Genomic DNA, 23255 nt, shown 5'->3' on the forward strand with positions numbered 1-23255 from the left:
CGTCAGTCCCTATGCTTCCTTTGCCCCCAGCCTGTTTCCCAGCCTCGTGGCGGTCGTGCTCTACGCCATCGCGACGCTTTTCAGGGCGTGCGCCTGGCGCGCGGCGCCAAGGCCGACAAACGCATCCTTTGCGGGCTCGGCGTGGTGGCAGTGGCTGCTCACTCGATGGCCTTGGGCGATCAGTTGCTCACCCCCCACGGGCTGGACCTCGATTTCTTCACCGCCGCCAGCCTGATCGCGGCAGCGGTCATCGCCCTGACGCTGCTGGCCTGCGCCAGCCTGCCGGTCGAAGTGCTGCTGGTGCTGCTCTACCCGCTCGGCCTGGTGACCGTGCTGATCGCGCAGTTCGCACCCTCGGGTACCGTGCCGCAGATCGACGAAGAGCCGGGCATCCTGGCGCACATCCTGCTGTCGATCCTGGCCTACGGCATGTTCACCATCGCGGTGTTCCAGGCCTTGCTGCTGCGAGTGCAGAACCACCAGCTCAAGCACAAGCACCCACCGGCCTGATTCGCGCCTTCCCGCCGCTGCAAACCATGGAAAGCCTGTTGTTCGGCTTCCTCTGGGCCGGCTGGATCCTGCTCACCGCTTCGCTGGTTTCGGGCTGGCTGTTCCTGGAGAACATGTTCGCCCAGCACCTTGTGCATAGAACGCTGCTTTCGTGCCTGGCCTGGATCGTGTTCGCCGTACTGCTATGGGGCCGCCATCGCCTGGGCTGGCGCGGGCACAAGGCGATCCGCTGGACGCTGGCCGGGTTCTGCCTGCTGATGCTGGCGTACTTCGGCAGCAAGCTGGTTCGCGAATACATCCTGCACATCTGAAGGCGCGCCGATGACTTACCTGCCCTGGCCCCGGCCCTCTGTCTGCTGGCCCTGGCGGTGTTCTGGTCGGCGCTGTTCAGCGCCATCGACATCGCCCGCCACCACCTGCCCAAGCCCAACCGGCAATCGCGCGCCCAGGCGCCCAGACGCCTGCGGCTGCGCGTGCCGGTGGGCAGCCTGGTGCTGTGCAACACTTTGTGCCGCGCCGCCGCGCTGGCGCTCGGCACAGGGCTGGCCGCGCAGTACCTGGGGGCGGGCCTGGCCTGGCTCGGGGCGTTGGGCGCCGCGCTGCTGCTGGCGGTGGTCGCCGAGTTTCTCGGCCGCACGCTGGGCCGGCAGCACCCCGGAGGCCTTCGTGCTCACCGCGCAACAGCCTGCTGCGCCTGCCCATGCGGCTGGCCTGGCCGCTGGCCTGGCTGCTCGAAGGGCTCGCCAACCTGGTGCTGCTGCCCTTTGCCGCAAAGCCTGGCGGGCAGCCCGCGCAAGCGCCCGAATCCACCGACGCCGAACCCGAGGCGCACCCGGAAGCGCCCACACGTTCGAGCACCCTGGGCAGCATCCATGCCCTGGAACGCATGACCGTCAACGACATCCTGGTGCCACGCAGCGACATCGACGGCATCAACCTCGATGACCCACTGCCGCGCATCATGGACCTGCTGATCGGCAGCCGGCACACGCGCCTGCCGGTGTATCGCGGTGACATCAACCAGGTCGAGCGCGTGCTCAATACGCGTCAGATCAGCCACCTGCTGCCCGGCCGCGAACTGACCGAAGCCGCCTTGCTCGCTGCCTGCTACGACGCCTATTTCGTACCGGAAGGAACGTCCCTTCAGATGCAGTTGCTCAACTTCCACAAGCAGCAACGCCGGCTGGGCATGGTGGTGGACGAATACGGCGAGGTCCTGGGCCTGGTGACGCTGGAGGACATCCTCGAAGAAATCGTCGGCGAGTTCGAGCACGAACAGGCCGAGCGCAACCCGCACATTCACCCGCAAGACGACGGCCGCCAGGTGGTCGATGGCGCCATCGCTGTGCGAGAACTGAACAAGGCCCTGGGCTGGCAGCTGCCCAGCGACGGCCCGCGAACGCTCAACGGCCTGGTGACCGAGGCCTTGGAAAACATCCCGGGAAGCGCCGTGTGCCTGAAGATCGGCCGCTACCGCCTGGAAATCCTCGACACGGTCGACAACCGCGTAAACAAGGTGCTGATCTGGCAGGCGCCTTCGCCACTGTAATCTTCGTTTACACCTTCGTCAGCCGCTTCCTATAATCCAGGCGCTTACAAAGCCCTGCCGGGCCCGTGCTACACGCACCCGTGGTGCCCGGCTCAGTCAGCCAGCCTGGATGCTTCTTCCCGCGCCCGCCCTACCCCGGCGGCGCCCTGCCGCCCTAAATGGGCGTGCTTCAGTGCTGTGCCACACAATAATTCGCACTGACTGCAGGGACACACCATGACCGCCTCCACCCTTTCGGCCAACCGTGCCGACGCCCCACCTGTCAATTCAGCAACCCGCGTGGCCACCGCCAGCTTCATCGGCACCGCCATCGAGTTCTATGATTTCTATGTGTACGCCACAGCCGCCGCTCTGGTGATCGGCCCGGTGTTCTTCCCGCAAGGCTCGGGCACCGCGCAGATGCTCTCGGCGTTCATCACCTTCGGCATCGCTTTTCTGGCGCGGCCCATCGGCTCGGCGCTGTTCGGCCACTTCGGCGACCGGATCGGCGCAAGTCGACCCTGGTGGCTTCGCTGTTGCTGATGGGCCTGTGCACCACATTGATCGGCGTGCTACCCGGCTACGACCAGATCGGCCTGTGGCCCCTGCCCTGCTGTGCCTGTTGCGTTTTGGCCAGGGCCTGGGCCTTGGCGGCGAATGGGGCGGCGCAGCGCTGCTGGCCACCGAGAACGCGCCGCCTGGCAAGCGCGCCTGGTTCGGCATGTTCCCGCAACTGGGGCCTTCGATCGGGTTTCTGGCGGCGAACGGGCTGTTCCTGGCACTTGCACTGGGCCTGAGCGACGAGCAGTTCCGAGCCTGGGGCTGGCGCTTGCCGTTTCTGCTCAGCGCGGCGCTGGTGGTGCTGGGGCTGTACGTGCGGCTGAAGCTGGCCGAGACCCCGGTGTTCGCCAAGGCCATGGCCGCTCACGACAAAGCCAAGGTCCCGGTGGTGGAGCTGTTCGCCCGCCACAGCCTGACGGTGCTGTTGGGCGCCCTGTCGATGGTGGTGTGCTACGCGCTGTTCTACATCTCCACGGTGTTTTCGCTGAGCTATGGGGTTTCGACGTTGGGCTACAGCCGCCAGGGCTTCCTGGGCATGCTGTGCTTTGCGGTGTTGTTCATGGCGCTGGCTACGCCGATATCGGCCTGGCTCAGCGACCGCTTCGGGCGCAAGCCGGTGCTGCTGGTCAGCGGCCTGCTTGCGGTGGCCTCTGGTTTTACCATGGAGCCCCTGCTCACTCAGGGCTCCAGCGCCAGTGTCACGCTGTTCCTGTGCATCGAGCTGTTTTTGATGGGCGCCACCTTCGCGCCCATGGGCGCCCTGTTGCCGGAGCTGTTCCCGACGCGCGTGCGCTACACCGGCGCCTCGGCCGCCTACAACCTGGGCGGCATCGTCGGCGCCTCAGCTGCGCCGTTTTTCGCGCAGAAGCTGGTGGCGATGGGCGGCCTGGGATATGTGGGCGGGTATGTTTCGGGGGCAGCGCTGATCAGCGTGATTGCCGTGCTGTGCTTGAAAGAGACGCGCGACAGAGCGCTCTGATGGCGCGGTAGAGATTTTTCCGTAGGAGCTCAGCTGTGCTGAGCGACGTGAAGATCTGCGCGTCGCCCAGCACAGCTGGGCTCCTACGGGATCGTGCGGCTGAGTAACATTAAAACTCGACGGTGACTGCTTGCGAGGCCCGAGTGGCCTTGGCCCGCGCAGCCTCTATGCTCTCGTCGCGCGCCAGCGCCACGCCCATGCGGCGCTGGCCATTCACTTCTGGCTTGCCGAACAGGCGCAAGGCCGTGTCGGGCTCGCTCAGCGCAGCACCCAGGTTGGCGAACGCCGCCTGCTTCGACTGGCCTTCTACCAAAATCACCGCCGAAGCCGAAGGCCCGAACTGGCGGATGACCGGCACGGGCAGGCCGAGGATAGCGCGGGCGTGAAGGGCGAACTGGGAGAGGTCCTGGGAAATCAGAGGTGACCAGGCCCGTGTCATGCGGGCGCGGCGACACTTCGCTGAACCATACCTGGTCACCCTTGACGAACAGCTCCACGCCGAACAGGCCACGCCCGCCCAGCGCCTCGGTGACCTTGTGCGCCACGCGCTCGGACTCGGCAAGCGCCGCCGGGCTCATGGCCTGGGGCTGCCAGGATTCCTGGTAGTCGCCTTTCTCCTGGCGGTGGCCGACCGGCGCGCAAAAGGTGGTGCCACCGGCATGGCGAACGGTCAACAGGGTGATTTCGTATTCGAAGTCGATGAAGCCTTCGATGATCACCCGGCCCTTGCCGGCGCGGCCGCCTTCCTGGGCGTAGTCCCAGGCCTTCTGCAGGTCGGCATCGGAGCGCAGCAGGCTCTGGCCCTTGCCTGAGGAGCTCATCACCGGCTTGACCACGCAGGGATAGCCCAGCTCGGCCACCGCCGCGCTGTACTGCTCGAAGCTGTCGGCGAAGTGGTACGGCGAGGTGGGCAGCCCCAGCTCTTCGGCTGCCAGGCGGCGGATGCCCTCACGGTTCATGGTCAGTTGCGCGGCGCGGGCAGTGGGGATCACGGTGTAGCCTTCGCTCTCCAGCTCCACCAGCGTGGCGGTGGCGATGGCTTCGATCTCCGGCACGATGTAATGCGGCTTCTCAGCCTCGATCACGGCGCGCAACGCGGCGCCGTCGAGCATGCTGATCACATGGCTGCGGTGCGCCACCTGCATGGCCGGGGCATCGGCGTAGCGGTCCACGGCAATCACTTCAACGCCCAGGCGTTGCAGTTCGATCACGACTTCCTTGCCCAGCTCGCCACTGCCGCACAGCAGTACGCGGGTGGCCGTCGGCGAGAGCGGGGTTCCGATACGGGTCATGTCAAATCCTCGAGAGAGCGGATGGGCCTGGCCGCGCCGCGGCCTGCGAAAGCGGCGGATTCTACACCAAGGCGTGGCTCAGCGCGGCATCGGCTGACGGCGCGCGCGGCGGCCATCACCAGCCACACAGCACTGACACCGGCGAATTTCGACAGCAGCGAGACGCCGAAGACCACAGGCGTAAGCGCACCGATCATGCCGAAGAAAATCACCGTATCGACCGGAATGCTCAGTGCCGAACTCAGCCACAGCCGGTCATGCAGAGGGCGGCGGGTGACACTGAACACCAGCCAGTCGATCAGCTCGGAGACGCCAAAGGCTACGGCGCTGGCCAAGGCGATGGCAGGATCGGCGGTGACGTACGACAGCAGCAGTGCCGCCAGCATGGCGATCAGCGCGCCATGGCCGAAGCGCGTCTGCACCATGTCACGCAGGATGAACACCAGCCCACCCCAGGCTGACCAGAGCACGTCCAGCGAAGGCGCAGCGGAAAAGGCGAAGTTGATCAGCACGACGCTGCCGATGTAGAGAAGCAGGTAGATCATCTGGGAGTGGCACGCCGGCTCGAAAAAAGGCCTGCGATTGTATCACTGCATCAGGCCCTGCGCCCGGGCCCGCTCGGCGAGCTGAGCCAGTACCTGGCGCCGCTCGTCGTTGCTCATGCGGCCCCAGCGGCTGATTTCGCTGGCGGTCCGCTGGCAGCCCAGGCAGAGGTCTTGCTCGTCAAGGGCGCAGATGCTCACACAGGGTGAGCGCACCGGCCGCTCGCGTTCGGCTTCGGTCATGGCTGCTCATCCTGCTCGGCGAGCTCCTGGGCATAGCGCCGGGCGTTGGCCACATAATGCGCGGCGCTGGCTTCCAGGCGGCGCTTCTGTTCGTCGGCGAGTTCACGCACCACCTTGCCGGGCGAGCCCATCACCAACGAGCCGTCGGGGATCTCCTTGCCTTCGGGGATCAGCGTGTTGGCGCCGATCAGGCAATGCTTGCCGATGCGCGCGCCATTGAGCACCACGGCATTGATGCCGATCAGGCTGTAGTCGCCCACCTGGCAGCCGTGCAGCATGGCGTTGTGCCCAACCGTCACACCCTTGCCCAGGGTCAACGGCTGCCCGGGGTCGGTGTGCATCACGCTGCCGTCCTGCACATTGCTGCCCTCGCCGATGTCGATCAGCTCGTTGTCGCCGCGCAGGACCGCGCCGAACCAGACACTGGCGTCGGCCTGCAGGCGCACCTTGCCGACCACCGTGGCCCCCGGCGCAATCCAGCTGCTGGCGTGTGCCTCGACGCGCGCCTCACCCAGGCGGTATTTCATGGTTCAGCCCTCATCGTCGAGTTCAGACAGCCGCATAGCCGGCCGGTGGTTCGTGCATCGAGATGCCCGCGTCGAAGGCCACGTTCATCAGTTCGACGATCATGATCGCCGACAAGCCCCAGATCCTGTAACCCTCATAGCGGTAGCTGGGCACGTACCAATTACGCCCCTGATAGTCGATGCGGTGAGTGTGCTCGCGCGGGTCATCCAGGAAGAACGCCAGCGGCACGCTGAACACCGCAGCAATTTCCGCATCGTTGGGCCGATATTCGACGTAATCGGGGATCACGCCCACCCAGGGCGTAACCTTCAGCCCATGCTTGGACACCAGCGGGCTGAGCGGCCCGGCCACTTCGACCATTCCCGGCGGCAAGCCGATTTCCTCTTCGGCTTCGCGCAGGGCGGTGAACAGCAAGTCAGGGTCTTCAGGGTCGCGGCGCCCGCCGGGGAAAGCCACTTCGCCACCGTGGGTGGAAAGCCCCGTGGCGCGCAGCGTAAGCACCAGCTCAGGCTCTGCGCAACGGGTGATGGGCATCAACACTGCCGCTTCAGGATATCGCGCGTCGGTGCGCAACGGCCGGGGGGTGTGGCCACTCAGTCGAGTCAACAGCTCATCGAGCATGGGGCATGTCCACTTTTGAACGCTTGTTCCGAATCATGCCGCAAAGCGCCGCGCCGCCCAAGCCCCTGCTTGCCCCACCGGCGCAGGGGCTGCAGGATAGGCGCAACCGAGGACCGAACACGATGAAATTCTGCAGCCAGTGTGGCAACACCGTTACCCACCAGATCCCCCGGGCGACAGCCGCCCGCGCTACGTGTGCAGCCACTGCGCGCATGTCCATTACCAGAACCCCAACATCGTCGCAGGCAGCGTGCCGGCTTATGAAGGCCGCGTGCTGCTCTGCCGCCGCGCCATCGAGCCGAGAAAGGGCCACTGGACCTTGCCCGCCGGTTTCATGGAAAACGGCGAGAGCCTGGAGCAGGCCGCGCGCCGCGAAACCCTCGAAGAAGCCTGTGCACACCTGGGCGAGGCGCAGTTGTACACGGTGTTCGACTTGCCCCACATCAACCAGGTGCATGTGTTCTTCCGCGCCGAAATGACCAGCGGCCGGTTCGACGCGGGCGACGAGACGCTGGAGGCCCGGCTGTTCAGTGAAGAGGACATCCCTTGGGCGGAGCTGGCTTTCCGCACGGTCGCGCGTACTCTAGAATGCTTTTTCGCCGACAGGCTGGCCAATAGCTACCCTGTCCGCAATGAAGTGCTGCCGCCGCTGTCCTTGCCGCCGGCGGATTCCTGACAGCCCGTTTTACGGGGGCGATGGCCCCACAGGGTTTTGCTTCGATGCGTACGTTATTCGCTGTACTGGGCTTGCTCGCCGTGATGAGCCTGCCACTGCCGGCCATGGCCGCCTTCACCGAAACCATCATCACCCGCCCCTTGGCCAAGCCTGCGCCGGTGCAACCGGGCGCCCCGCAAGCGGTTCCGGTTCCGGTTCCGGTTCCGGTCCCGGTCCCGGTCCCTGCCAAGAGCCATGGCCTGATCGACAAGGTCGTGGTGGTCAAGTCCAGCCGCCAGCTGCAGCTGATGAGTGGCGGGGTGATGATGAAAAGCTACCGCGTCTCGCTCGGCAAGCAACCCAAGGGCCCCAAGGAACGCGAAGGCGACCGGCGCACGCCCGAGGGCCTCTATTGGGTCGACTGGCGCAAGACCAGCGACAAGTTCAACCTGGCGATGCATGTCTCCTACCCCAATGCCGCAGACCTCGCCCGTGCGCAACGCGACGGCGTCAAGCCCGGCAGCATGATCATGATCCACGGCACCCCGATCAACGAGGAGTACCCGGAGTGGTACTTCGCCTCGCTGGACTGGACCGACGGCTGCATCGCCATGACCAACGCCGACATGCGCGAGGTGTGGGGGCTTGTCAAGGATGGCACGTTGATAGAGATCAAGCCGTGACGTAGGAATCGCCCTACAGAAATTGGTAATTTTTCCCTCAGAAATACCAGACGTATCCTGAATCCAATCGAATACCTGAAAGCTTATGGTTCACCCGAACGCATAACTTTTCAGGTGTTCACCGTGCATCCGTTTCCCTCACGCTCACAACGCTGGCATTGGCCTTGCTGCCAGCCCTCGCCACTGCAGACCAGGGCACGAGCGACGCCTGGCGGCAGCTGGAAGACTTCGAGCGGCAAAGGGGCCGCGACGAACTGGAGCGGCGCCAGCGCCAGTTGCTCGCCCCGGAGCCTGCGTCGCCGCCCCAGCCCAGCGACACCCAAGGCCGCTGCGAACCGGTCCAGGGCCTGCGGCTGCACGGCAACCAGTTGATCGACGAAGCTCGGCTGCGCCAGAGTGCAGAGCCGTACATGGCCGCCTGCATGCCGGCGGCGGCCATCAACCGCGTGCTTGAAGCGATCACCGAGCAGTACGTGCAGGCCGGCTACATAGGTGCCCGGCCCTACCGCCTGGCATCGCGCGAGCTCGGCGGGCCGCTGCAGGTGCTGGTGGTGGAAGGCCAGGTCGAAAGCATCGAGGTCACCGAGCCAGGCCTGCCCCTGTCGCTGGGCAATGCCTTCGGCACCCTCCCGGCCAGCCGCTGCATCTGCCTACCCTGGAACGCGGCCTCGACCAGCTCAACCGCCTGCGTGTGCTGGACCTGGCCGCCGACATCGCCCCCGGCGAGCGCACCGGTGGCACCCATGTGCGCCTCAGGCCCTTGAGCCACCCTCCGCGCGCCTGGCCCACACTGCTGCTGGACAACCGTGGCTCGGCAAGCAGCGGCCGCAACCGCGCGCTGCTGACTTTCAACCTCGACAGCCCCGCACGCTGGAATGATGCCCTGGTGCTAGGGCTGCAACGCACGCTGCCGGCCGGGCCCAACTTCAACCGAAGCTACATCGGCGGCTACAGCGTGCCGCGCGGGCCGTGGCAATTGAGCCTGAACGCTGCCCGCTATGCCTATCGCAGCCGCAGCCCCGGGGCATACGGCGCGATCGTGAGCCAAGGCTCCGGTGCGGTGTACGCCGCAGCCCTGGAGCGCCAGCTCTGGCGCGACCGCAGCAGCCTGTACAGCGCCACCTTGCGCGCCACGCACAAGAACGTGGCCACCTACATCCTGGGGCGGTTCAGCGGCGTGCAAAGCCCCACCTACAACAGCCTCGGGGTGCAGCTCGATGCACTCTGGTCAAGCCATGGCCAATGGAATGCACAGGTGCTCTACAGCCAGGGCCTGGGCGGCTGGCGCGCCGACGACAGCCTGCCGTTGCGCGACCCGGCATCGCCCAGCGCCACGTTCGGAGTGTGGCGCACCAGCCTCGGCCATACGCGCAGCGGCCGTGTGCTGGGCCAGGCGTGGCACTGGAGCAGTCAACTCAGCGCCCAGTACACCCGCAACACACTACCAGGGCCCGACCAGCTCAACCTGCCCGGCGACCTGAGCCTGCGCGGCTTCCGTGACCTGCCGGCCAGTTTCGACCGTGGCGCTCACTGGCAGAACACCTTGAGCCTGCCCCGCCCGCTGCCCATGGGCTTTGGCCTGGTGCCTCGGCTGGGGCTCGACCTCGCCCAGGGCGACGGCCGCCGCGGCCAGCGCGGTGAACGCCTGGCGGGTTCGGTAGTGGGCGCAAGCCTCAACCGCGGCGAGCTGGCACTGAGCCTCGACTACCAGCACCCGCTGTACCGCCGCCAGGGCGAGCGGCCCGGCGGCTATTGGCAGTTGCAGTTGCAAGCGCGCCTTCGAAACACCCAATAAAAAAGAAGAAGGAAACCATCCCATGAAACGGAAACGCTCAACCCCCTTCCCCTCCCGGCTTGCCAGTGACCCCCTGCGCTGGGCGATCGCCACTGTGCTGCTGGCACCGGTCGGCGCCCTGGCCGAAGGCATCGTGCCCCAGGCCGGCCCCGCCGGCACACCGCAGGTGGAACAGCACGGCGCCACTGCGCTGATCAACATCGTGCCGCCAGTCAACGGCACCTCGCACAACCAGTACCTGGGTTACGACGTAGGCGCAGGCGGCGCGGTGCTCAACAACGCCACCGCCGCCGGGCAATCGGCGCTGCTGGGTGAACTGGGCGCCAACCCGCAGTTCAATGGCGCCGCAGCCGGCATGATCATCAACGAGGTGGTGGGCAATGCCGGCTCGTACATCAACGGGCCACAGGAAATCTTCGGCCAGGCCGCCGACTACGTACTGGCCAACCCCAATGGCATCCATATCAACGGCGGGCGGTTGATCAACGCGCCGCAGAGCGCATTCCTGGTGGGCACGCCAGAGGTGGTCGACGGGCGCCTGGTAGGGCTGAACACCTTCGACGCTGCGGGGCACGTGCAGGTCGATGGGGCAGGCCTTGCCAGCGATGGCGCCGTGCGCCTGATCGCCCCGCGGGTCGACACCAACGGCCAGATGGACCTGCCCGGTGAGGCCACAGTGATCGCCGGGCGCAACCGTGTCGCTCCAGGGGGCGAGATACTCGAAACACGCCAGGGCGGTGAGCAGGCCATCGACGCGCAGTTGCTCGGCGCCATGAAGGCCGGGCGAATCGAGAGTGATCAGCACACGCGAGGGCGCCGGTGTGCGCCTGGCCAGCGCCGATTTCATCGCCGACGCCGGCATCGACGTCGACTCCGCAGGCTCGCTGGATATTGGCGACACACAATCGCCAACGCGCCTGGCCGCCGTCGGCGGCAACGTAGAACCTGAAAGCAGCCCACAACCTGAACATGACCTACACCCGCCTGGCCGGGCGCGACATCAGCGCCCAGGCAGGCGGCGACCTCACCCTCCTGCCCGGGCAGCACCAGAGCCAGGAGCAATCGTGGCCCGAGGACTGGGACAGCCAGTTTCTCGGCATCGTCACCGAGCGCTACATGGTGCGCAAGGACACGCGAAAGACCCAGACGCTGGAGTCGGTCGTCACCGCCAGCGGCAACCTGGCTCTGGAGGCTGGCGGCAACCTCAAGGTGAAAGCCGCCGACCTGCATGCCGAAGGCGAAGCCAGCCTGTCCAGCGGTGGCGATCTTGTGCTGGAGGCAGGCAGCAACCAGGTCAGCACCGACACTCACACCTACCACCGCAAACACCTGTGGTCGAGCGAGAGCGACGCGCACGACACTCAGGAGCAGAACGTGCCTACCCGGCTGGAGGCACGCAACATCAAGATGAACAGCAAGGGCGACACCCACGTTCGTGGCTCTGTGGTCAGAAGCCAGGAAAACACCGACATCCGGGCGCGCAAGCTGGTAGTCGATGGCCAGGTGCTCAAAGGTGACGAGGCCTACAAGGAAAACGCAGGCGACATGCTCGGAGGGCTGGTCACCAAGCGCCGCGCCGACAACAGTGGCAGCAGTGAAACCCACGTAGGCAGCGACATAAACGCCGGCGGCAAGCTCACCGTGGCGGCCGACGACGTGCTGATAAAAGGCAGCAAGGTGATTGGGGAACAGGGCGCCGAACTGATCAGTGACAAAGGCGCGGTGACACTGGAAAGCAGCCATAACCTGGTGCGCAGGCAGAAGGACGAAAGCAACGGCGCGCTGTTCGGCGCCATTGGCTCCAGCGAACAAAGCCAGCAGCACACCGAGCAGGCCAAGCGAAGCGAAGCCAGTTCAGGCACCAACCTGGCCATTTCGGCGAAAACCGATGCGAACATCACCGGTGCCAAGGTCACCGCCAAGGCAGAGGTGAGCGTCAATGCCGAGGGCGACGTCAACATCACGCCGGACATCGACAGCGACAAGGTGCAGAGCCACCAGCGCGACCGCCATTTCGTGGCCACCGCCAAGCAGACTCAGGACGCCGAGGACAACAAGGCCGCCTCCAGGCAGTGGATCGCCGAAGTGGGGCTGCAACAGGTCGATACACAGGCGAACACCGAGGCCAGCAAGGTATCAAGGCCCACGATCGAAGGCGCCAACGTGGCCATCAACGCCGGCGGTACAGCGACCCTCGACAGCGCCGATGTCACCGCCCACGAAGGAGAGGTGAACATAGAAGGCAAGCGAGTCGTGCTGGGCAGCACCAGCGACAGCCACAGCGAGCAGAAAACCACCCGCACCATTGGCGGTGGCATCGGGGTTACCGCCGGCATGGACCGCAGTGGCAGCTATTCCTCGGGGCGCACGAAAAGGCAGAAACCCGCGAACACAGCACCACCGCCCAGACCACCCACATCACCAGCAAAGCCGACACGCACTTGATCGCCGACCACGGCAAAGGCCATATCGAAAACACCGGCGCACAGGTCGAGGCCGGCGGCATCGTGGACATCGATGCTGCGAGCGTGAACAACATCGCGGCACACGACACCGAGGAAAAGACCGAAGAGCGCGAGGCCACCAAGGGCACCGCCGGCATCAACGTCGAGACGCGCTTCCTGACCCGCCCGATCGAGAAGTACCTCAACGGCCAGGACCAGTCGGTGTTCCAGAAAGGTGTCGAGGAAGCTCTGGAGGCGCCAAGCCTGGGCATCGACCTGGTCGGCAGCCACACCCATCGCCTGGAAGAAACCACCCGCGACATCGCACGCGTCAGCCAATTCGAGGGCAACACCGTTCAGGCCCTGTTGGGCGGGCACCTCCAGGACGAGGGCACTCAGTACCTGGGCCGGGACGGCCGTGTGAACATCGACGCTCGCAGCCACGACGCCACTGCTGCCCACACCGTCGAAACCAGCCTCGTCAAGCGCCTGGATGTAGAAGGCTCGGGCCGCGTGGACACCGTGACCAGCACCGACATCAATGGCCGGCTGATGGCAGCAGGTGGCTCGTTCGAGGAACAAAAGAGCAGCTCCACCGCCCTGCCCGCGCGCGCCGATGGCACCAAGGGCGTCGGGATTCAACTGGGTACCGACGGCCGCTACGAAGGCACGCAGTTCAATAGCCATGGCGGGGTGGTGGCGGTCAAAGCCGAAGGTTCGCTGGACCTCGGCCAGGCCACCGACACGCAGAAGCAAACCACCAAAACCCTCGACGGCTTCGGCTGGGCGCGCCTGGGCACCTCGCCGGACAAAGCCCGCAACATCGGGGCCGGCGGCGCACTCACCCACGACCAGATCACCCGCGAGTCCAGCACGGGCAAAGGCGTCGACCTGCAGGGCAAACAGGCGCAGTTCCTCGCCGGGGCTGACTTCCGCTCCACTGGGCTCACCGCCGGCAGCGAGCAACCCTTGGATAAAATCCAGATCGAAGCAGGCGGCCAGGCCGACCTGGGCGCCGGGGTCAACACCTCCAGCGCGCAAGGCCAACGGCTGGGTGGCGGCATCCAGGTGAGCACTTCCACGGCACCGGGCAGCCTCGGCGGGGGCCTGGGCGGCCACTTCGACGCGGGCCGGACTCAGGAGCGGGTTCGGTGAGGAAACCGCCAACGCCCTCGACACCCAACATCTGCAGGTGATCGCCAAGGCGCGGGAGGCCGAAGCGGTGCGCCTGGACGGCGTGCAGGCCAAGGCGAACACCATCGACCTGCAAGCCCCCAATGGCGGCGTGCTGGTAGACGCCGCCACCCGCACCGAGCACAAGGACAACCTGGCCATCACCGCAGGCCTGGGCGCCAACACCCTCAAGAGCGGTGCGAAGGACACCGACGCCTCGGGCCTGCATGCGCGCCTGAAGGTCAAGGTCGACAACCTCGACAGCACCACCCACACCAATGCCAGCCTCAAGGGCGACGTGGTCAACCTGGCCAGCGCAGGCGATACGCAACTCAACGGCGCCACTATCGATGCCGACAAGGTGACCGGCCAGGTAGACGGCGACCTGCTGGTGGCTACCCGCCAGGACCGGGTCAAGGGCACCGAAGTGAACGTCGACGGGCGCATCAGCCAGGAGCACAACCCGCAAGGCCTGCTCAATGCTGTTTCGGCCGTGGCCGGGCCGTTCGCGGGCAAAGTGGGAAAGAATGCCGCCGGCATCCGCAAGCTCGACGCCAACACCAGCCCGGGCATCTCGCTGGACGTCGTCCACACCGACCGCACTACCGCTGCGCAGCAGAGCGTGGTCAGCGGGCGTGAAGGTGTGAGCCTGGACGTGGCAGGCACCACGCACCTCACCGGCGCAGTGGTCGAGGCATCCCAAGGCCAGGTGGCGCTCGCCGACGGCGCTGTGCAACAGCACGACCTCAGCGGCCGAGACTACCGCTCCGACGTGAGCATCAACGCTTCCAACTCGCCGACCGAGCTGCTCAGCGGCGTGCTCAACGAAGCCACTGCCGACAAAGGCAATCAGGCGCAGCAGGACCAGCACGTCAACGCCGGCTTCTACCGCAGCGGCGGCCACGACACCACTCAGGTGCTCAAAGCGAAGATCGAACAGGCCACACGCTGACAACTGCCTCTCCCTCGGGCGCCTGACAGGCGCCCTTCCCTTCCCCGGCAGCCTGGCCTTGGCTATGCTGCCCCGCTCCGAAGCCTCCCAGGCACTGCCTCATGCCCATTACCTTGATCACCGGCTGCTCCAGCGGCATCGGCCTCGCCACTGCCCGCGCATTGAAGGCCGCCGGCCACAGCGTCTGTGCCACCGCACGCTCGCCTGAAGATGTCGCCCGTTTGGCAAGTGAGGGCTTTGACGCCCACCAGCTCGATGTGACCGACAGCGAAGCCGTGCAGGCACTGGCCGCCGAGCTGCCTGAGCTGGACGTGCTGATCAACAACGCCGGCTACGGCCTGATCGGCCCGTTGCTCGACATTCCGGATGCCGCCTTGCGCGCCCAGTTCGACACCAACCTGATCGGCCTGCTCAGCATGACCCGCGCCTGCTTGCCGGCGCTGCGCCGCCGCCAGGGGTTGGTGGTGAACATCGGCAGTGTCTCGGCCTTGATGGTCACGCCCTTTGCCGGGGCCTATTGCGCCTCCAAGGCAGCGGTGCATGCGGCCAGCGATGCGCTGCGCATGGAGCTGGCGCCCTTGGGCGTTCGGGTGACGGAGGTGCAGCCGGGCGCCATCGCCACGCGCTTCGCTGAGCAGGCAGGCCGCCAGGCCGAGCAGGTCATCCATGAGCAGTCGCCGTGGTGGCCATGGCGCGAGCAGGTGCGCAAACGTGCCCAGGCCTCGCAACAGCACGGCGCGGCGCCGGAAGCCGTGGGCCAGGCCATCGCCGGTGCGCTCGCCCGTGCACCTCGGGTGTTGCGCGTGGGCAACGGCAGCCGGGCCTTGCCCTGGTTGGTGCGCTGGCTGCCCGGCGGTTGGCTCGACCGCATCCTCAGCCGGCGTTTCGGCCTTTAAGCCCCGGGCTTGACCACCACCGTGCAGCTGGTCCCGGCCGCCAGCAGCATGCCCTCGGGCACCTGGTCGATGTGAATCCGCACCGGCACCCGTTGGGCCAGCCGCACCCAGTTGAAGGTCGGGTTCACGTCGGCCACGCCTTCGCGGCTTTGCGGGTTGTCGCGGTCGTAGATGCCGCGGGCGATGCTCTCCACGTGCCCCTGCAGCACCTCGCCGCTCATCATCTGGATCTCGGCAGCGTCGCCCACCTTCACGTGGGGCAGCTTGGTTTCCTCGAAAAAGCCATACACCCAGAACGAATGCTCATCCACCACCGCCATGCGTGGCTCGCCGGCGTGGGCGTAATCGCCGGGGTGTACGTTGAGGTTGGTGACGTAGCCATCGACCTGCGCGCGCACCTGGGTGCGGTCCAGGTTCAGTTGCGCCGAAGCCAGTTGCGCCTGGGCCTGCTGGTAGTCGGCCTGGGCGGCGCTGGCCAGGTTGCTGGCATCGTCGCGGCTTTCCCTGGAGATCACCAGCGCGTCCATGTCGGCACGCCGGCTGGCGTTGGCCTTGCGCATCTCCCAGGTAGCCTTGCGCGAGGCCACCTGGGCCTGCGCCTGGGCCACGGCGATGCGGTAGTGCTCAGGGTCGATGCGCAGCAACACGTCGCCCTTTTTTACCTGCTGGTTGTCGCGCACCGGCACCTCGACCACGTAGCCGGCCACGTCTGCCGCCACGTTGATGATGTCGGCGCGTACGCGGCCGTCGCGGGTCCAGGGGGTGTCCATGTACTGCACCCAGAGGGTGCGGCCCAGCACAACGGCCAAGGCCAGGATCAACAAGGTGCCGAGCAGGCTGAACAGGCTTTTCATCGGGCGTCTCTTCAGTGGTAAAGCGGCAGCGCCAGCGCGCTGCACAGGCAGACGAACAGGCAAAGGCGCAGCAGCGCCGGGTGCCAGAAGTGGCGGTACAGGTCCAGGCTGGAGAACCAGCGGTCCAGCGCCCAGGCAAGGCCCATGGCGAACAGGAACAGCACGGTGAGGCTGGGCATGTACAGGCCGTGGAAGGCGATTTCACGCGGCATGGGCGGCTCCGTTGTGGCCAAGTTCGGCCAAGGGCGATTGCGGGTCGAGCAGGCTGGAGCGAATGAAATGCAGGTAGCTCTGCACCCGCCGCAGCACCGAGGTATCGAAATGGCGGGCGAAGGGCTCTTCGGCGGCCTGCACTTCGGCAATCGCCTGCTCCAGCACACCCAGGCAGCGTTCAAGGTTTGCCGCGCTGGGCTGAATGAACAGCCGGATCAACGAACGGCCCAATGCGCGGATGCCCTGCCGCCACGGCTGGCGCTCGTGGTAGGCGGGGTGAATGGGCAGGCCGTCCTGCTCGCGGCGCAGCTCGATGATGGCGTGGCCGATCTCCAGCACCGTGAACATCCAGCCCAGCACCCGGCGCTGCACCTGCGGCTGGCCGGCAGACAGCCCATAGGCCTGATGCACCAGGTCGCGCACGCGGCTGTCGAACGCGCTGCCCAGGCGCTGGCCGGGGCCACTGATGGCGAACACCACCAGGCCGCGCAGGTCCTGCTCCAGCCGGCGCCACAGCCAACGGCTGTTGGGCGGCAGGATGATCGCCCCGGCAGCGGCACAGAACAGCATCCCCAGCAGCATGCCGAGGTAATCGTTGACGAACGCATAAGGGTCGAACTGCGTGAGGTTGCCCGGCACCGAGCCGATCGAGAAGAAGATCAGCAACCCCACGCCATAGCCTACCCACTGCGGGCGCGAGGCCAGGAACGCGCCGAACGCCAGCACGGGCGAAAGGACAACGCACAGCAGCGGGAAACCATCGATCTGTGGATAAACGAAAAACATCTCGATGAACCCGGCCAAGGCGCCAAGGCCCGTGCCGCAGGCCATCTGGAAGGAAAACCGGCGCGGGTTGGGGTGGCCGCAGAAAGGCCGACAGTCGCTGCGGCCACCAAGGTCATGGTGGCGCCGCTGGGCCAGTCGTTGAACAGCCAGAAGCTGCCCAGCACCAGCAGCACCACCGCGCCGCGCACGCCCGAGGCGATGCAGGCCCACAGGTTGGTCTGCGCGCGCCAGGGTTCGCGCCACTGCTCGCGCGCATGGCGATGCTCGGCCAGCGAGCCGTGGGTTTCGGCGTAGCTGTGCAGCTCCAGCACGAAGCGATACAGCAGCTCGAAGGCGGTATGGAAATCCAGCAGGTCCGCCTCACTCGGCGCGCGCGCCAGAAACAGCTCGCGCAGGCGGCGCACTTCATCGGTGAAGCCCGCCTTGTAGTGGTCCAGCGCAAGGGCCAGGCGCAGTGCATCACGGTCGGTCAGCGCACGGCCGCTGAACGGTTCGAGCAGGCCAACCAACGTGTGCAGTGCCGGCTCCAGCGCCGCGCGCACCTGGCCGTGGTCATGGATGCGCTCAAGCAATTGGTGCAGCGCGTTGAAGCGGGTAGTGATGCCCATGAATTCGCTGTTCATGCGGCTCACCCGGCCCGAGCGGCGGCGCATGTGCGGGTCTTCGAAGGCCGTGATCGAGCGCAGGCTTTCAAGGCCCACGGCTTCGGCGATCAAGCGCACATTGGCGCTCTCGAAGGTTTCACGCAGGCCCCGCCCACTCAGGTGCTGCACCACAAAAGCGGCGAACATGCCAAAACGCTGATAGAGCGCATTACGCATTGCAGCGCTGGACGATTGCGGCAGGATCGCGGCGCTGACGAAGGTAGAGACCAGCAAGCCGAGGCCGATTTCCAGCACCCGCCACACTGCCGCCATGAATGCGCCTTCCGGGTGGCCGAGCACCGGCAAGCCAACCATCGCGGCGGTGTAGCCGGCCAGCACAAAGCCGTACCCGCGAAAGTTGCGGTGCCGCTGAGCGCCGGCCGAACAGAGGCCAACCCACAAAGCAAGGCTAGGCAGGAACAACTCGCTGTTTTGCGGGAACAGCGCGAACAGCAGCACCGTCACCGCAGAGCCTGCGATCGTGCCAAGCAGCCGATAGAAGCTTTTGGCGAACACCTGGCCGCTCTGCGCCTGCATCACGATGAACACGGTCACCATCGCGGTGCGCGGTTGCGGCAACTCCAGGCGCATGGCCAGCCACAGTGTGGTGAACGCGGCCAGCAGCACCTTGAAGATGAACACCCAGGTGACCCCGTCGGTGCGGGCCCACGCCAGCAGGCTGCGGCGCCAGGGCAGCGCGAGCAGGTTCACGGGGCCACCACCGCACTGCGCAGGCGATCCATGGCCGATAACGCCGCGGGTGCAGGCGGTGCCTGAAGCGCACCAGGCTTGGGCGAGTCGTCACCGGCTTGCAGGCCACCACCCAGCGCGCTGATCAAGGTTGCCTGGGTGGCAAGCTGCGCCGCCTGCACCTGCTGCTGCACCCGCTGCTGCTGAAACAGCGCGGTCTGTGCGTTGAGCACGCTCAAATAGTCTGTAAGCCCGCGCCGGTAGGCCGCCATGGCGAGGTCGAACGTGCGCTGAGCGCTGGCCACGGACTCGGCGGCAAAGCTTGCCTGCTTGTGCATCGACTCACGCCGCACCAACTGATCGGCCACCTGCTTGAGCGCCTCGACCAGGGTTTGCTGATAATTGGCCACCGCCTGGTCATAACCGGCGCTGGCCGCACCCAGTTGGCCACGCAAACGCCCGGCATCGAAGATCGGCAAACTGAAGGCGGGCCCTGCGTTGTAGCTGAATTTGCTGCCGGTCAAAAACTCCAGCATGCCGCCGCCGGTGGCCATATAGCCCAGGCTGCCGGCCAGGTTCACATCGGGATAGAAGCCTGCCTGGGCCACCGCGATGCCACGCGATTGCGCCGCCACCTGCCAGCGGGCGGCAACGACGTCGGGGCGCTGGCCCAGCAACTGCGCCGGCAGTGTGGAGGGCAAGGGCAGGTCGGCGGCCAGGCGCAGGCGCGGGCGTTGCAACGCCTGTGCAGCGCCCGGGCCTTGCCCGCTCAGCGCTGCCAGCTGATGGCCAGCCAGGGTAATGGTTTCGTCCAGGGCATCGAGTTGCCGATGGGTTTCGGGCAGCGGCGTTTGCGCCTGGCTCACTTCGAATTGAGTGCCGATGCCATGGGCAAGGCGCGTTTGCGCCAGGTGCAGAATCTGCTCCTGCTGGGCCAGTGTGGCCTCGGCGATGTCGCGCTCGGCATAGCCCAGCGCCAGCTGGATGTACACCTGCACCAACGCATCGACCAAGGCCAATTGCGCCTGGCGCGCTTGGGCCACCCGTTGATGCACCACGTCGAGCGCCTGCTCGCTGGCATTGCGCTCGCGGCCCCAGAGGTCGAGGTTCCAGCTCAGGCCAAGGCCTGCGTTGTTGTCCCAGGTGGTCTTGCCCGCCAGCGCGCCGGGGCCGTAAAACTGATCGGCTGGCCAGTTTCGCCGTTTGAGCGCGGCAGTGGCCGCCACTTGCGGCCCTTCGCCGGCCTCGGCAGCACCAGCCAGTGCCCGAGCCTCACGCACACGCGCTTGGGCCAGCGCCAGGCTCGGGCTGCCGGCCAACGCCTGAGCGACCCAACGGTTCAGCTGTTCGTCACCATAGCCATGCCACCATTGCTGGGCCGGCCAGCGCGCTTCCTGTTCGGCGTCATGCACAGCCATGCCGACGGCCAGGGTGCTTGGTTGGGGAACGCTGCTAAAGGGGGCGATACCACCAGTGCCGATGCATCCGCTCAGGGCAAGCGAATACGCGCAGAAGGCCAGAGCCTTGAGCTTCCGAAATGTACGCAGGGGCACAACGACGCCTCGAGAAAGAGGTGGGGGCAGGAGTTGGAGCCGATTCAGAGCGGCACCCGATGGCCGATAAGCGGGTTTTTTCGTGATTCTTTGTTACAGATCAAGAAACAATCCTGTGGTAGCCTTTACTTGCCAAATTGTTACTACATGCGACAATCGCGCCGTCTTCCTTGAGCACGAACCATGGACACCCTGCAAAACATGCGTGCCTTCTGCAGCGTGGCAGAGGCCGGCAGCTTTACCGCCGCCGCAGCGCAACTGGACACCACCACCGCGAACATTTCGCGAGCGGTCTCCAATCTTGAAGCCCATTTGCAAACCCGCCTGCTCAACCGCACCACCCGCCGCATTGCCCTGACCGAAGCCGGCAAACGCTACCTGCTGCGTTGCCAGCAGATCCTGGCGTTCGTCGAAGAGGCCGAGGCGGAGGCCAGCGACGCTCACGCGCGGCCTGCCGGGCAGCTCAAAGTGCACACCATGACCGGCATCGGCCAGCACTTCGTGATCGACGCCATCGCCCGCTACCGCCAGACCCACCCGGACGTGACCTTCGACCTGACCCTGGCCAACCGCGTGCCCGACCTGCTCGATGAGGGCTATGACGTCTCCATCGTGCTGGCCAGTGAATTGCCCGATTCTGGATTCGTGTCGCAGCGCCTGGGCATCACCTACAGCATCGTTTGCGCCTCCCCCGAGTACGTGAAAGCCCACGGCATGGCCAGCACGCCTGGGGATTCGAAGCGCCACGCCTGCCTGCGCCTGGTGAGCCCGGTGGTGCAGCTGGAGAAATGGCTGTTCGACGGCCCTGACGGCCAGGAGATGGTCAACATCAGCAACGCGCCGTTCCAGGTCAATTCCGCCGACGCCATGACCACCGCGATCAAGAGCGGCATGGGCGTGGGCGTGCTGCCGATCTACGCAGCCATCGACGGCCTGCGCGACGGCAGCCTGGTGCGCATGCTGCCGGAGTACCGCTTGCAGGAGCTGAACCTGTACGCCATCTACCCGTCGCGGCAGTACCTGGATGCCAAGATCAAGACCTGGGTGGAATACCTGCGCGGCTCGCTGCCGGAGATTCTGGCCGCCCACGACGCCGACCTGCGCATCCACGAGCTGAACTTCGCCACCTGAGGCAACTGGCGCCAAGGCCGGCGGAATGTCAGCGCGCTACATTCCCGCCCCGAACGAGCCGCGCCGATGAAAAAAACAGTATTGGCTTTCAGCCGCATCACGCCTGAGATGGTTACCCGCCTGGAACAGGACTTCGAGGTGATCGTCCCCAACCCCAAGGCCGGCGATATTGCCGCTCAGTTCAATGAAGCGCTGCCTCGTGCACACGGGCTGATCGGCGCAGGCCGCGCGCTCGGCGAACAACAGCTGGCTGCGGCAACCCGGCTGGAGGTGGTGTCCAGCGTGTCGGTGGGCTACGACAACTACGATGTGCCCTACCTCACTTCACGCGGCATCCAGCTGACCAACACCCCCGACGTGCTCACAGAAAGCACGGCAGACCTTGGCTTTTCGCTGATCATGAGCAGCGCCCGGCGCGTTGCCGAGCTCGATGCCTGGACCAAGGCCGGCAACTGGAAGGCCACCGTGGGCCCTGAACTGTTCGGCAGCGACGTGCACGGCAAGACACTGGGCCTGGTCGGCCTGGGCAACATCGGCGCGGCCATCGCCCGCCGTGGCCGGCTGGGCTTCAACATGCGCGTGCTCTACAGCGGCAACAGCCGCAAAACGGCGCTGGAACAAGAGCTGGGCGCGCAAATGCGCAGCCTGGATGAGCTGCTGGCCGAATCGGACTTCGTTTGCCTGGTGGTGCCGCTGTCGGAAAAAACCCATCACCTGATCGGCCAGCGTGAGCTGGCGCTGATGAAATCCAGCGCATTCCTGATAAACATCTCCCGCGGGCCGGTGGTCGATGAGCCGGCGCTGATCGAGGCGCTGCGCAACAAGACCATTCGTGGTGCCGGCCTGGACGTGTACGAGAAAGAGCCGCTGGCCGTCTCGCCGCTCTGGCAGCTGCCCAATGCCGTGACCCTGCCGCACATCGGCTCGGCCACCGCCGAAACCCGGCAGGCCATGGCCGAGCGGGCGATGGCCAACCTCACCGCCGCACTCAAGGGCCAGCGGCCTCAGGACCTGGTCAACCCCGAGGCCTTCAAGGGCTGAGCCTCGGCCGGCCGCTGGCGGGGTTTGCGAAACACCAGCCAGTTGCCCAGCATCACCAGCGCCAGGCCCGCCAGGGCCGGGCCGCTCCAGTGATAGCCCTCGAACCAGATCGAGACGTTCAGCGCCACCAGCGGAAACAGCACGGTGCAATAGGCCGCGCGCTCCGGGCCAAGCCGCCCGACCAGGGTGAGGTAGGCAGTGAAGGCAATGACCGAACCTGGTATCGCCAGGTACAGCAACGCGCCCAGGTAAAGCGGGCTCGTGTCCCAGGTGAACGGCACGCCGCGCACCAGGCAGTAACCGGCCAGCCACAGCGCGCCGTAAAGCATGCCCCAGGCATTGGTCGTCAGAGGCCGCAGGCCGCGGCGCTGGTGCAGGCTCGACAGCATGTTGCCCGCCGAGAAGCACATCGTGCCCGCCAACGCCCAGCACAGGCCCAACAAGGTGCCGCCGCCGGCCGGGTGGTTCGCCCATTGCGGCCAGAACAACAAGCCCAGGCCCAGCAGGCCCAGCCCGCCGCCGCCGATCACCGCCGGCGCGATCCGTTGGCCGAAGCACAGCCGCGCGCCCAGGGCGTTCCAGAGCGTTGCCGTGGAGAACACCACCGCCGACAAGCCGCTGGGCAGCCATTGCATCGCTTGCAGGAAGCACATGAAATTCACGCTGAACAGGCACAAACCCTGCGCCAGGGCGATGCCGTGGCTGGTGCGGTTCATCGGCTGCAGGCGGCGCGTGAGCAACAGCAGGGCGAACAGCACCACGGCGGCCAGGCTGAAGCGGTAGGCGATGGAGGCGGCAATAGGCACCGGGCCCAGTTGCCATTTCAGGGCGATCCAGGTGGTGCCCCAGATCAGTACGGTTGCGAGGTACAACACAGCGTTCATGGCATGGCCTCCTTTCGAGGCCGCCAGCATCGGGCCTGGCGCAGGTGCTGGCTTTCA

At 66.2% G+C, this 23255-nt stretch carries 16 protein-coding genes and 8 pseudogenes; 14 read left to right on the plus strand and 10 right to left on the minus strand.

The features are described from left to right. The first annotated feature begins 31 nt into the window (after nucleotides 1-31). The 3 pseudogenes from LN139_RS16220 (at nucleotide 32) to LN139_RS16230 (ending at nucleotide 3578) form a co-directional block, all read left to right on the plus strand. A pseudogene (locus tag LN139_RS16220) lies at nucleotides 32-821 on the plus strand (cytochrome C assembly family protein). 24 nt (nucleotides 822-845) lie between these two features. After that, nucleotides 846-2059: pseudogene (locus tag LN139_RS16225) on the plus strand (transporter associated domain-containing protein). Between the two features lie 216 nt (nucleotides 2060-2275). After that, nucleotides 2276-3578, plus strand: a pseudogene (locus LN139_RS16230) (MFS transporter). A 109-nt stretch (nucleotides 3579-3687) separates the two neighbouring features. On the opposite strand, the pseudogene purT reads toward LN139_RS16230, so the two are convergent. The 5 genes and pseudogenes from purT to LN139_RS16255 form a co-directional block, all read right to left on the minus strand. Continuing rightward, nucleotides 3688-4870 (minus strand): annotated as a pseudogene (gene purT / locus LN139_RS16235) (formate-dependent phosphoribosylglycinamide formyltransferase). A gap of 110 nt (nucleotides 4871-4980) precedes the next feature. Then, nucleotides 4981-5415 (minus strand): annotated as a pseudogene (locus LN139_RS16240) (VUT family protein); the annotation flags it as partial. A gap of 42 nt (nucleotides 5416-5457) precedes the next feature. Further along, nucleotides 5458-5655: a DUF1289 domain-containing protein gene (locus LN139_RS16245; RefSeq protein WP_236355207.1), complete on the minus strand. Its 198-nt coding sequence runs from the start codon at nucleotides 5653-5655 to the stop codon at nucleotides 5458-5460. Further along, on the minus strand, nucleotides 5652-6182 hold the full coding sequence (locus LN139_RS16250; RefSeq protein WP_236355208.1) for a gamma carbonic anhydrase family protein: 531 nt from the start codon (nucleotides 6180-6182) through the stop codon (nucleotides 5652-5654). The genes LN139_RS16245 and LN139_RS16250 overlap by 4 nt, the downstream gene beginning before the upstream one ends. A 22-nt stretch (nucleotides 6183-6204) precedes the next feature. Next, nucleotides 6205-6804 carry a CoA pyrophosphatase gene (locus tag LN139_RS16255; protein ID WP_236355209.1) on the minus strand — a complete coding sequence of 200 codons (600 nt, stop codon included), beginning with the start codon at nucleotides 6802-6804 and terminating at the stop codon, nucleotides 6205-6207. 122 nt (nucleotides 6805-6926) lie between these two features. Here LN139_RS16255 and LN139_RS16260 point away from each other — a divergent pair. From LN139_RS16260 to LN139_RS16300, 9 genes and pseudogenes are all read left to right on the plus strand, one after another. Then, nucleotides 6927-7480: pseudogene (locus LN139_RS16260) on the plus strand (NUDIX hydrolase). A 242-nt stretch (nucleotides 7481-7722) separates the two neighbouring features. After that, nucleotides 7723-8142 (plus strand): annotated as a pseudogene (locus tag LN139_RS16265) (L,D-transpeptidase family protein); the annotation flags it as partial. A 164-nt stretch (nucleotides 8143-8306) separates the two neighbouring features. After that, a complete protein-coding gene (locus tag LN139_RS16270) occupies nucleotides 8307-8906 on the plus strand; it encodes a POTRA domain-containing protein (protein WP_236355211.1) in 600 nt (199 codons plus the stop codon). Beyond that, nucleotides 8834-9937 (plus strand): ShlB/FhaC/HecB family hemolysin secretion/activation protein, encoded by a 1104-nt coding sequence (locus LN139_RS16275; RefSeq protein WP_236355212.1) that lies wholly within the window; start codon nucleotides 8834-8836, stop codon nucleotides 9935-9937. The genes LN139_RS16270 and LN139_RS16275 overlap by 73 nt, the downstream gene beginning before the upstream one ends. 22 nt (nucleotides 9938-9959) lie before the next feature. Then, nucleotides 9960-10886 (plus strand): two-partner secretion domain-containing protein, encoded by a 927-nt coding sequence (locus LN139_RS16280; protein ID WP_236355213.1) that lies wholly within the window; start codon nucleotides 9960-9962, stop codon nucleotides 10884-10886. A gap of 20 nt (nucleotides 10887-10906) precedes the next feature. After that, nucleotides 10907-12382: a hemagglutinin repeat-containing protein gene (locus tag LN139_RS16285; RefSeq protein ID WP_236355214.1), complete on the plus strand. Its 1476-nt coding sequence runs from the start codon at nucleotides 10907-10909 to the stop codon at nucleotides 12380-12382. Then, entirely contained in the window at nucleotides 12355-13536 is a 1182-nt protein-coding gene (locus LN139_RS16290; protein WP_236360465.1) for a hypothetical protein, read from the plus strand. The genes LN139_RS16285 and LN139_RS16290 overlap by 28 nt, the downstream gene beginning before the upstream one ends. 37 nt (nucleotides 13537-13573) lie before the next feature. After that, on the plus strand, nucleotides 13574-14506 hold the full coding sequence (locus LN139_RS16295) for a hemagglutinin repeat-containing protein (RefSeq protein ID WP_236355215.1): 933 nt from the start codon (nucleotides 13574-13576) through the stop codon (nucleotides 14504-14506). 101 nt (nucleotides 14507-14607) lie between these two features. After that, the gene (locus LN139_RS16300; RefSeq protein WP_236355216.1) at nucleotides 14608-15402 is read left to right on the plus strand and encodes an SDR family oxidoreductase; all 795 of its coding nucleotides are present in this window, start codon (nucleotides 14608-14610) and stop codon (nucleotides 15400-15402) included. Here LN139_RS16300 and LN139_RS16305 read toward each other — a convergent pair. The 4 genes and pseudogenes from LN139_RS16305 to LN139_RS16320 form a co-directional block, all read right to left on the minus strand. Beyond that, entirely contained in the window at nucleotides 15399-16256 is an 858-nt protein-coding gene (locus LN139_RS16305) for an efflux RND transporter periplasmic adaptor subunit (protein ID WP_236355217.1), read from the minus strand. The genes LN139_RS16300 and LN139_RS16305 overlap by 4 nt on opposite strands. Before the next feature lie 11 nt (nucleotides 16257-16267). After that, complete coding sequence (locus tag LN139_RS16310) at nucleotides 16268-16468, minus strand: DUF1656 domain-containing protein (RefSeq protein WP_236355218.1); 201 nt, start codon at nucleotides 16466-16468, stop codon at nucleotides 16268-16270. Beyond that, nucleotides 16458-18610, minus strand: a pseudogene (locus LN139_RS16315) (FUSC family protein). The gene LN139_RS16310 and the pseudogene LN139_RS16315 overlap by 11 nt, the downstream one beginning before the upstream one ends. Beyond that, a complete protein-coding gene (locus LN139_RS16320) occupies nucleotides 18607-20142 on the minus strand; it encodes an efflux transporter outer membrane subunit (RefSeq protein ID WP_236355219.1) in 1536 nt (511 codons plus the stop codon). Before LN139_RS16320 ends, LN139_RS16315 begins: the two are co-directional and overlap by 4 nt. Nucleotides 20143-20325: 183 nt before the next feature. Here LN139_RS16320 and LN139_RS16325 point away from each other — a divergent pair, with 183 nt between their 5' ends. Further along, nucleotides 20326-21273: a LysR family transcriptional regulator gene (locus LN139_RS16325; RefSeq protein ID WP_236355220.1), complete on the plus strand. Its 948-nt coding sequence runs from the start codon at nucleotides 20326-20328 to the stop codon at nucleotides 21271-21273. A 66-nt stretch (nucleotides 21274-21339) separates the two neighbouring features. After that, nucleotides 21340-22314 carry a 2-hydroxyacid dehydrogenase gene (locus LN139_RS16330; RefSeq protein WP_236355221.1) on the plus strand — a complete coding sequence of 325 codons (975 nt, stop codon included), beginning with the start codon at nucleotides 21340-21342 and terminating at the stop codon, nucleotides 22312-22314. Here LN139_RS16330 and LN139_RS16335 read toward each other — a convergent pair. Continuing rightward, nucleotides 22278-23198, minus strand: a complete 921-nt coding sequence (locus LN139_RS16335; RefSeq protein WP_236355222.1) for a DMT family transporter — start codon at nucleotides 23196-23198, stop codon at nucleotides 22278-22280. The genes LN139_RS16330 and LN139_RS16335 overlap by 37 nt on opposite strands. Nucleotides 23199-23255 lie beyond the last annotated feature (57 nt).

It is taken from the genome of Pseudomonas sp. KNUC1026, from assembly GCF_021650705.1.
Taxonomy (GTDB): Bacteria; Pseudomonadota; Gammaproteobacteria; order Pseudomonadales; family Pseudomonadaceae; genus Aquipseudomonas.

Excerpts from the sequence above, each read along its gene's own strand:
- LN139_RS16245 (WP_236355207.1), bottom strand. The coding sequence starts at position 5,655 with ATGACCGAAGCCGAACGCGAGCGGCCGGTGCGCTCACCCTGTGTGAGC.
- LN139_RS16250 (WP_236355208.1), bottom strand. The coding sequence starts at position 6,182 with ATGAAATACCGCCTGGGTGAGGCGCGCGTCGAGGCACACGCCAGCAGC.
- LN139_RS16255 (WP_236355209.1), bottom strand. The coding sequence starts at position 6,804 with ATGCTCGATGAGCTGTTGACTCGACTGAGTGGCCACACCCCCCGGCCG.
- LN139_RS16280 (WP_236355213.1), top strand. The coding sequence starts at position 9,960 with ATGAAACGGAAACGCTCAACCCCCTTCCCCTCCCGGCTTGCCAGTGAC.
- LN139_RS16285 (WP_236355214.1), top strand. The coding sequence starts at position 10,907 with ATGACCTACACCCGCCTGGCCGGGCGCGACATCAGCGCCCAGGCAGGC.
- LN139_RS16300 (WP_236355216.1), top strand. The coding sequence starts at position 14,608 with ATGCCCATTACCTTGATCACCGGCTGCTCCAGCGGCATCGGCCTCGCC.
- LN139_RS16305 (WP_236355217.1), bottom strand. The coding sequence starts at position 16,256 with ATGAAAAGCCTGTTCAGCCTGCTCGGCACCTTGTTGATCCTGGCCTTG.
- LN139_RS16310 (WP_236355218.1), bottom strand. The coding sequence starts at position 16,468 with ATGCCGCGTGAAATCGCCTTCCACGGCCTGTACATGCCCAGCCTCACC.
- LN139_RS16325 (WP_236355220.1), top strand. The coding sequence starts at position 20,326 with ATGGACACCCTGCAAAACATGCGTGCCTTCTGCAGCGTGGCAGAGGCC.
- LN139_RS16330 (WP_236355221.1), top strand. The coding sequence starts at position 21,340 with ATGAAAAAAACAGTATTGGCTTTCAGCCGCATCACGCCTGAGATGGTT.
- LN139_RS16335 (WP_236355222.1), bottom strand. The coding sequence starts at position 23,198 with ATGAACGCTGTGTTGTACCTCGCAACCGTACTGATCTGGGGCACCACC.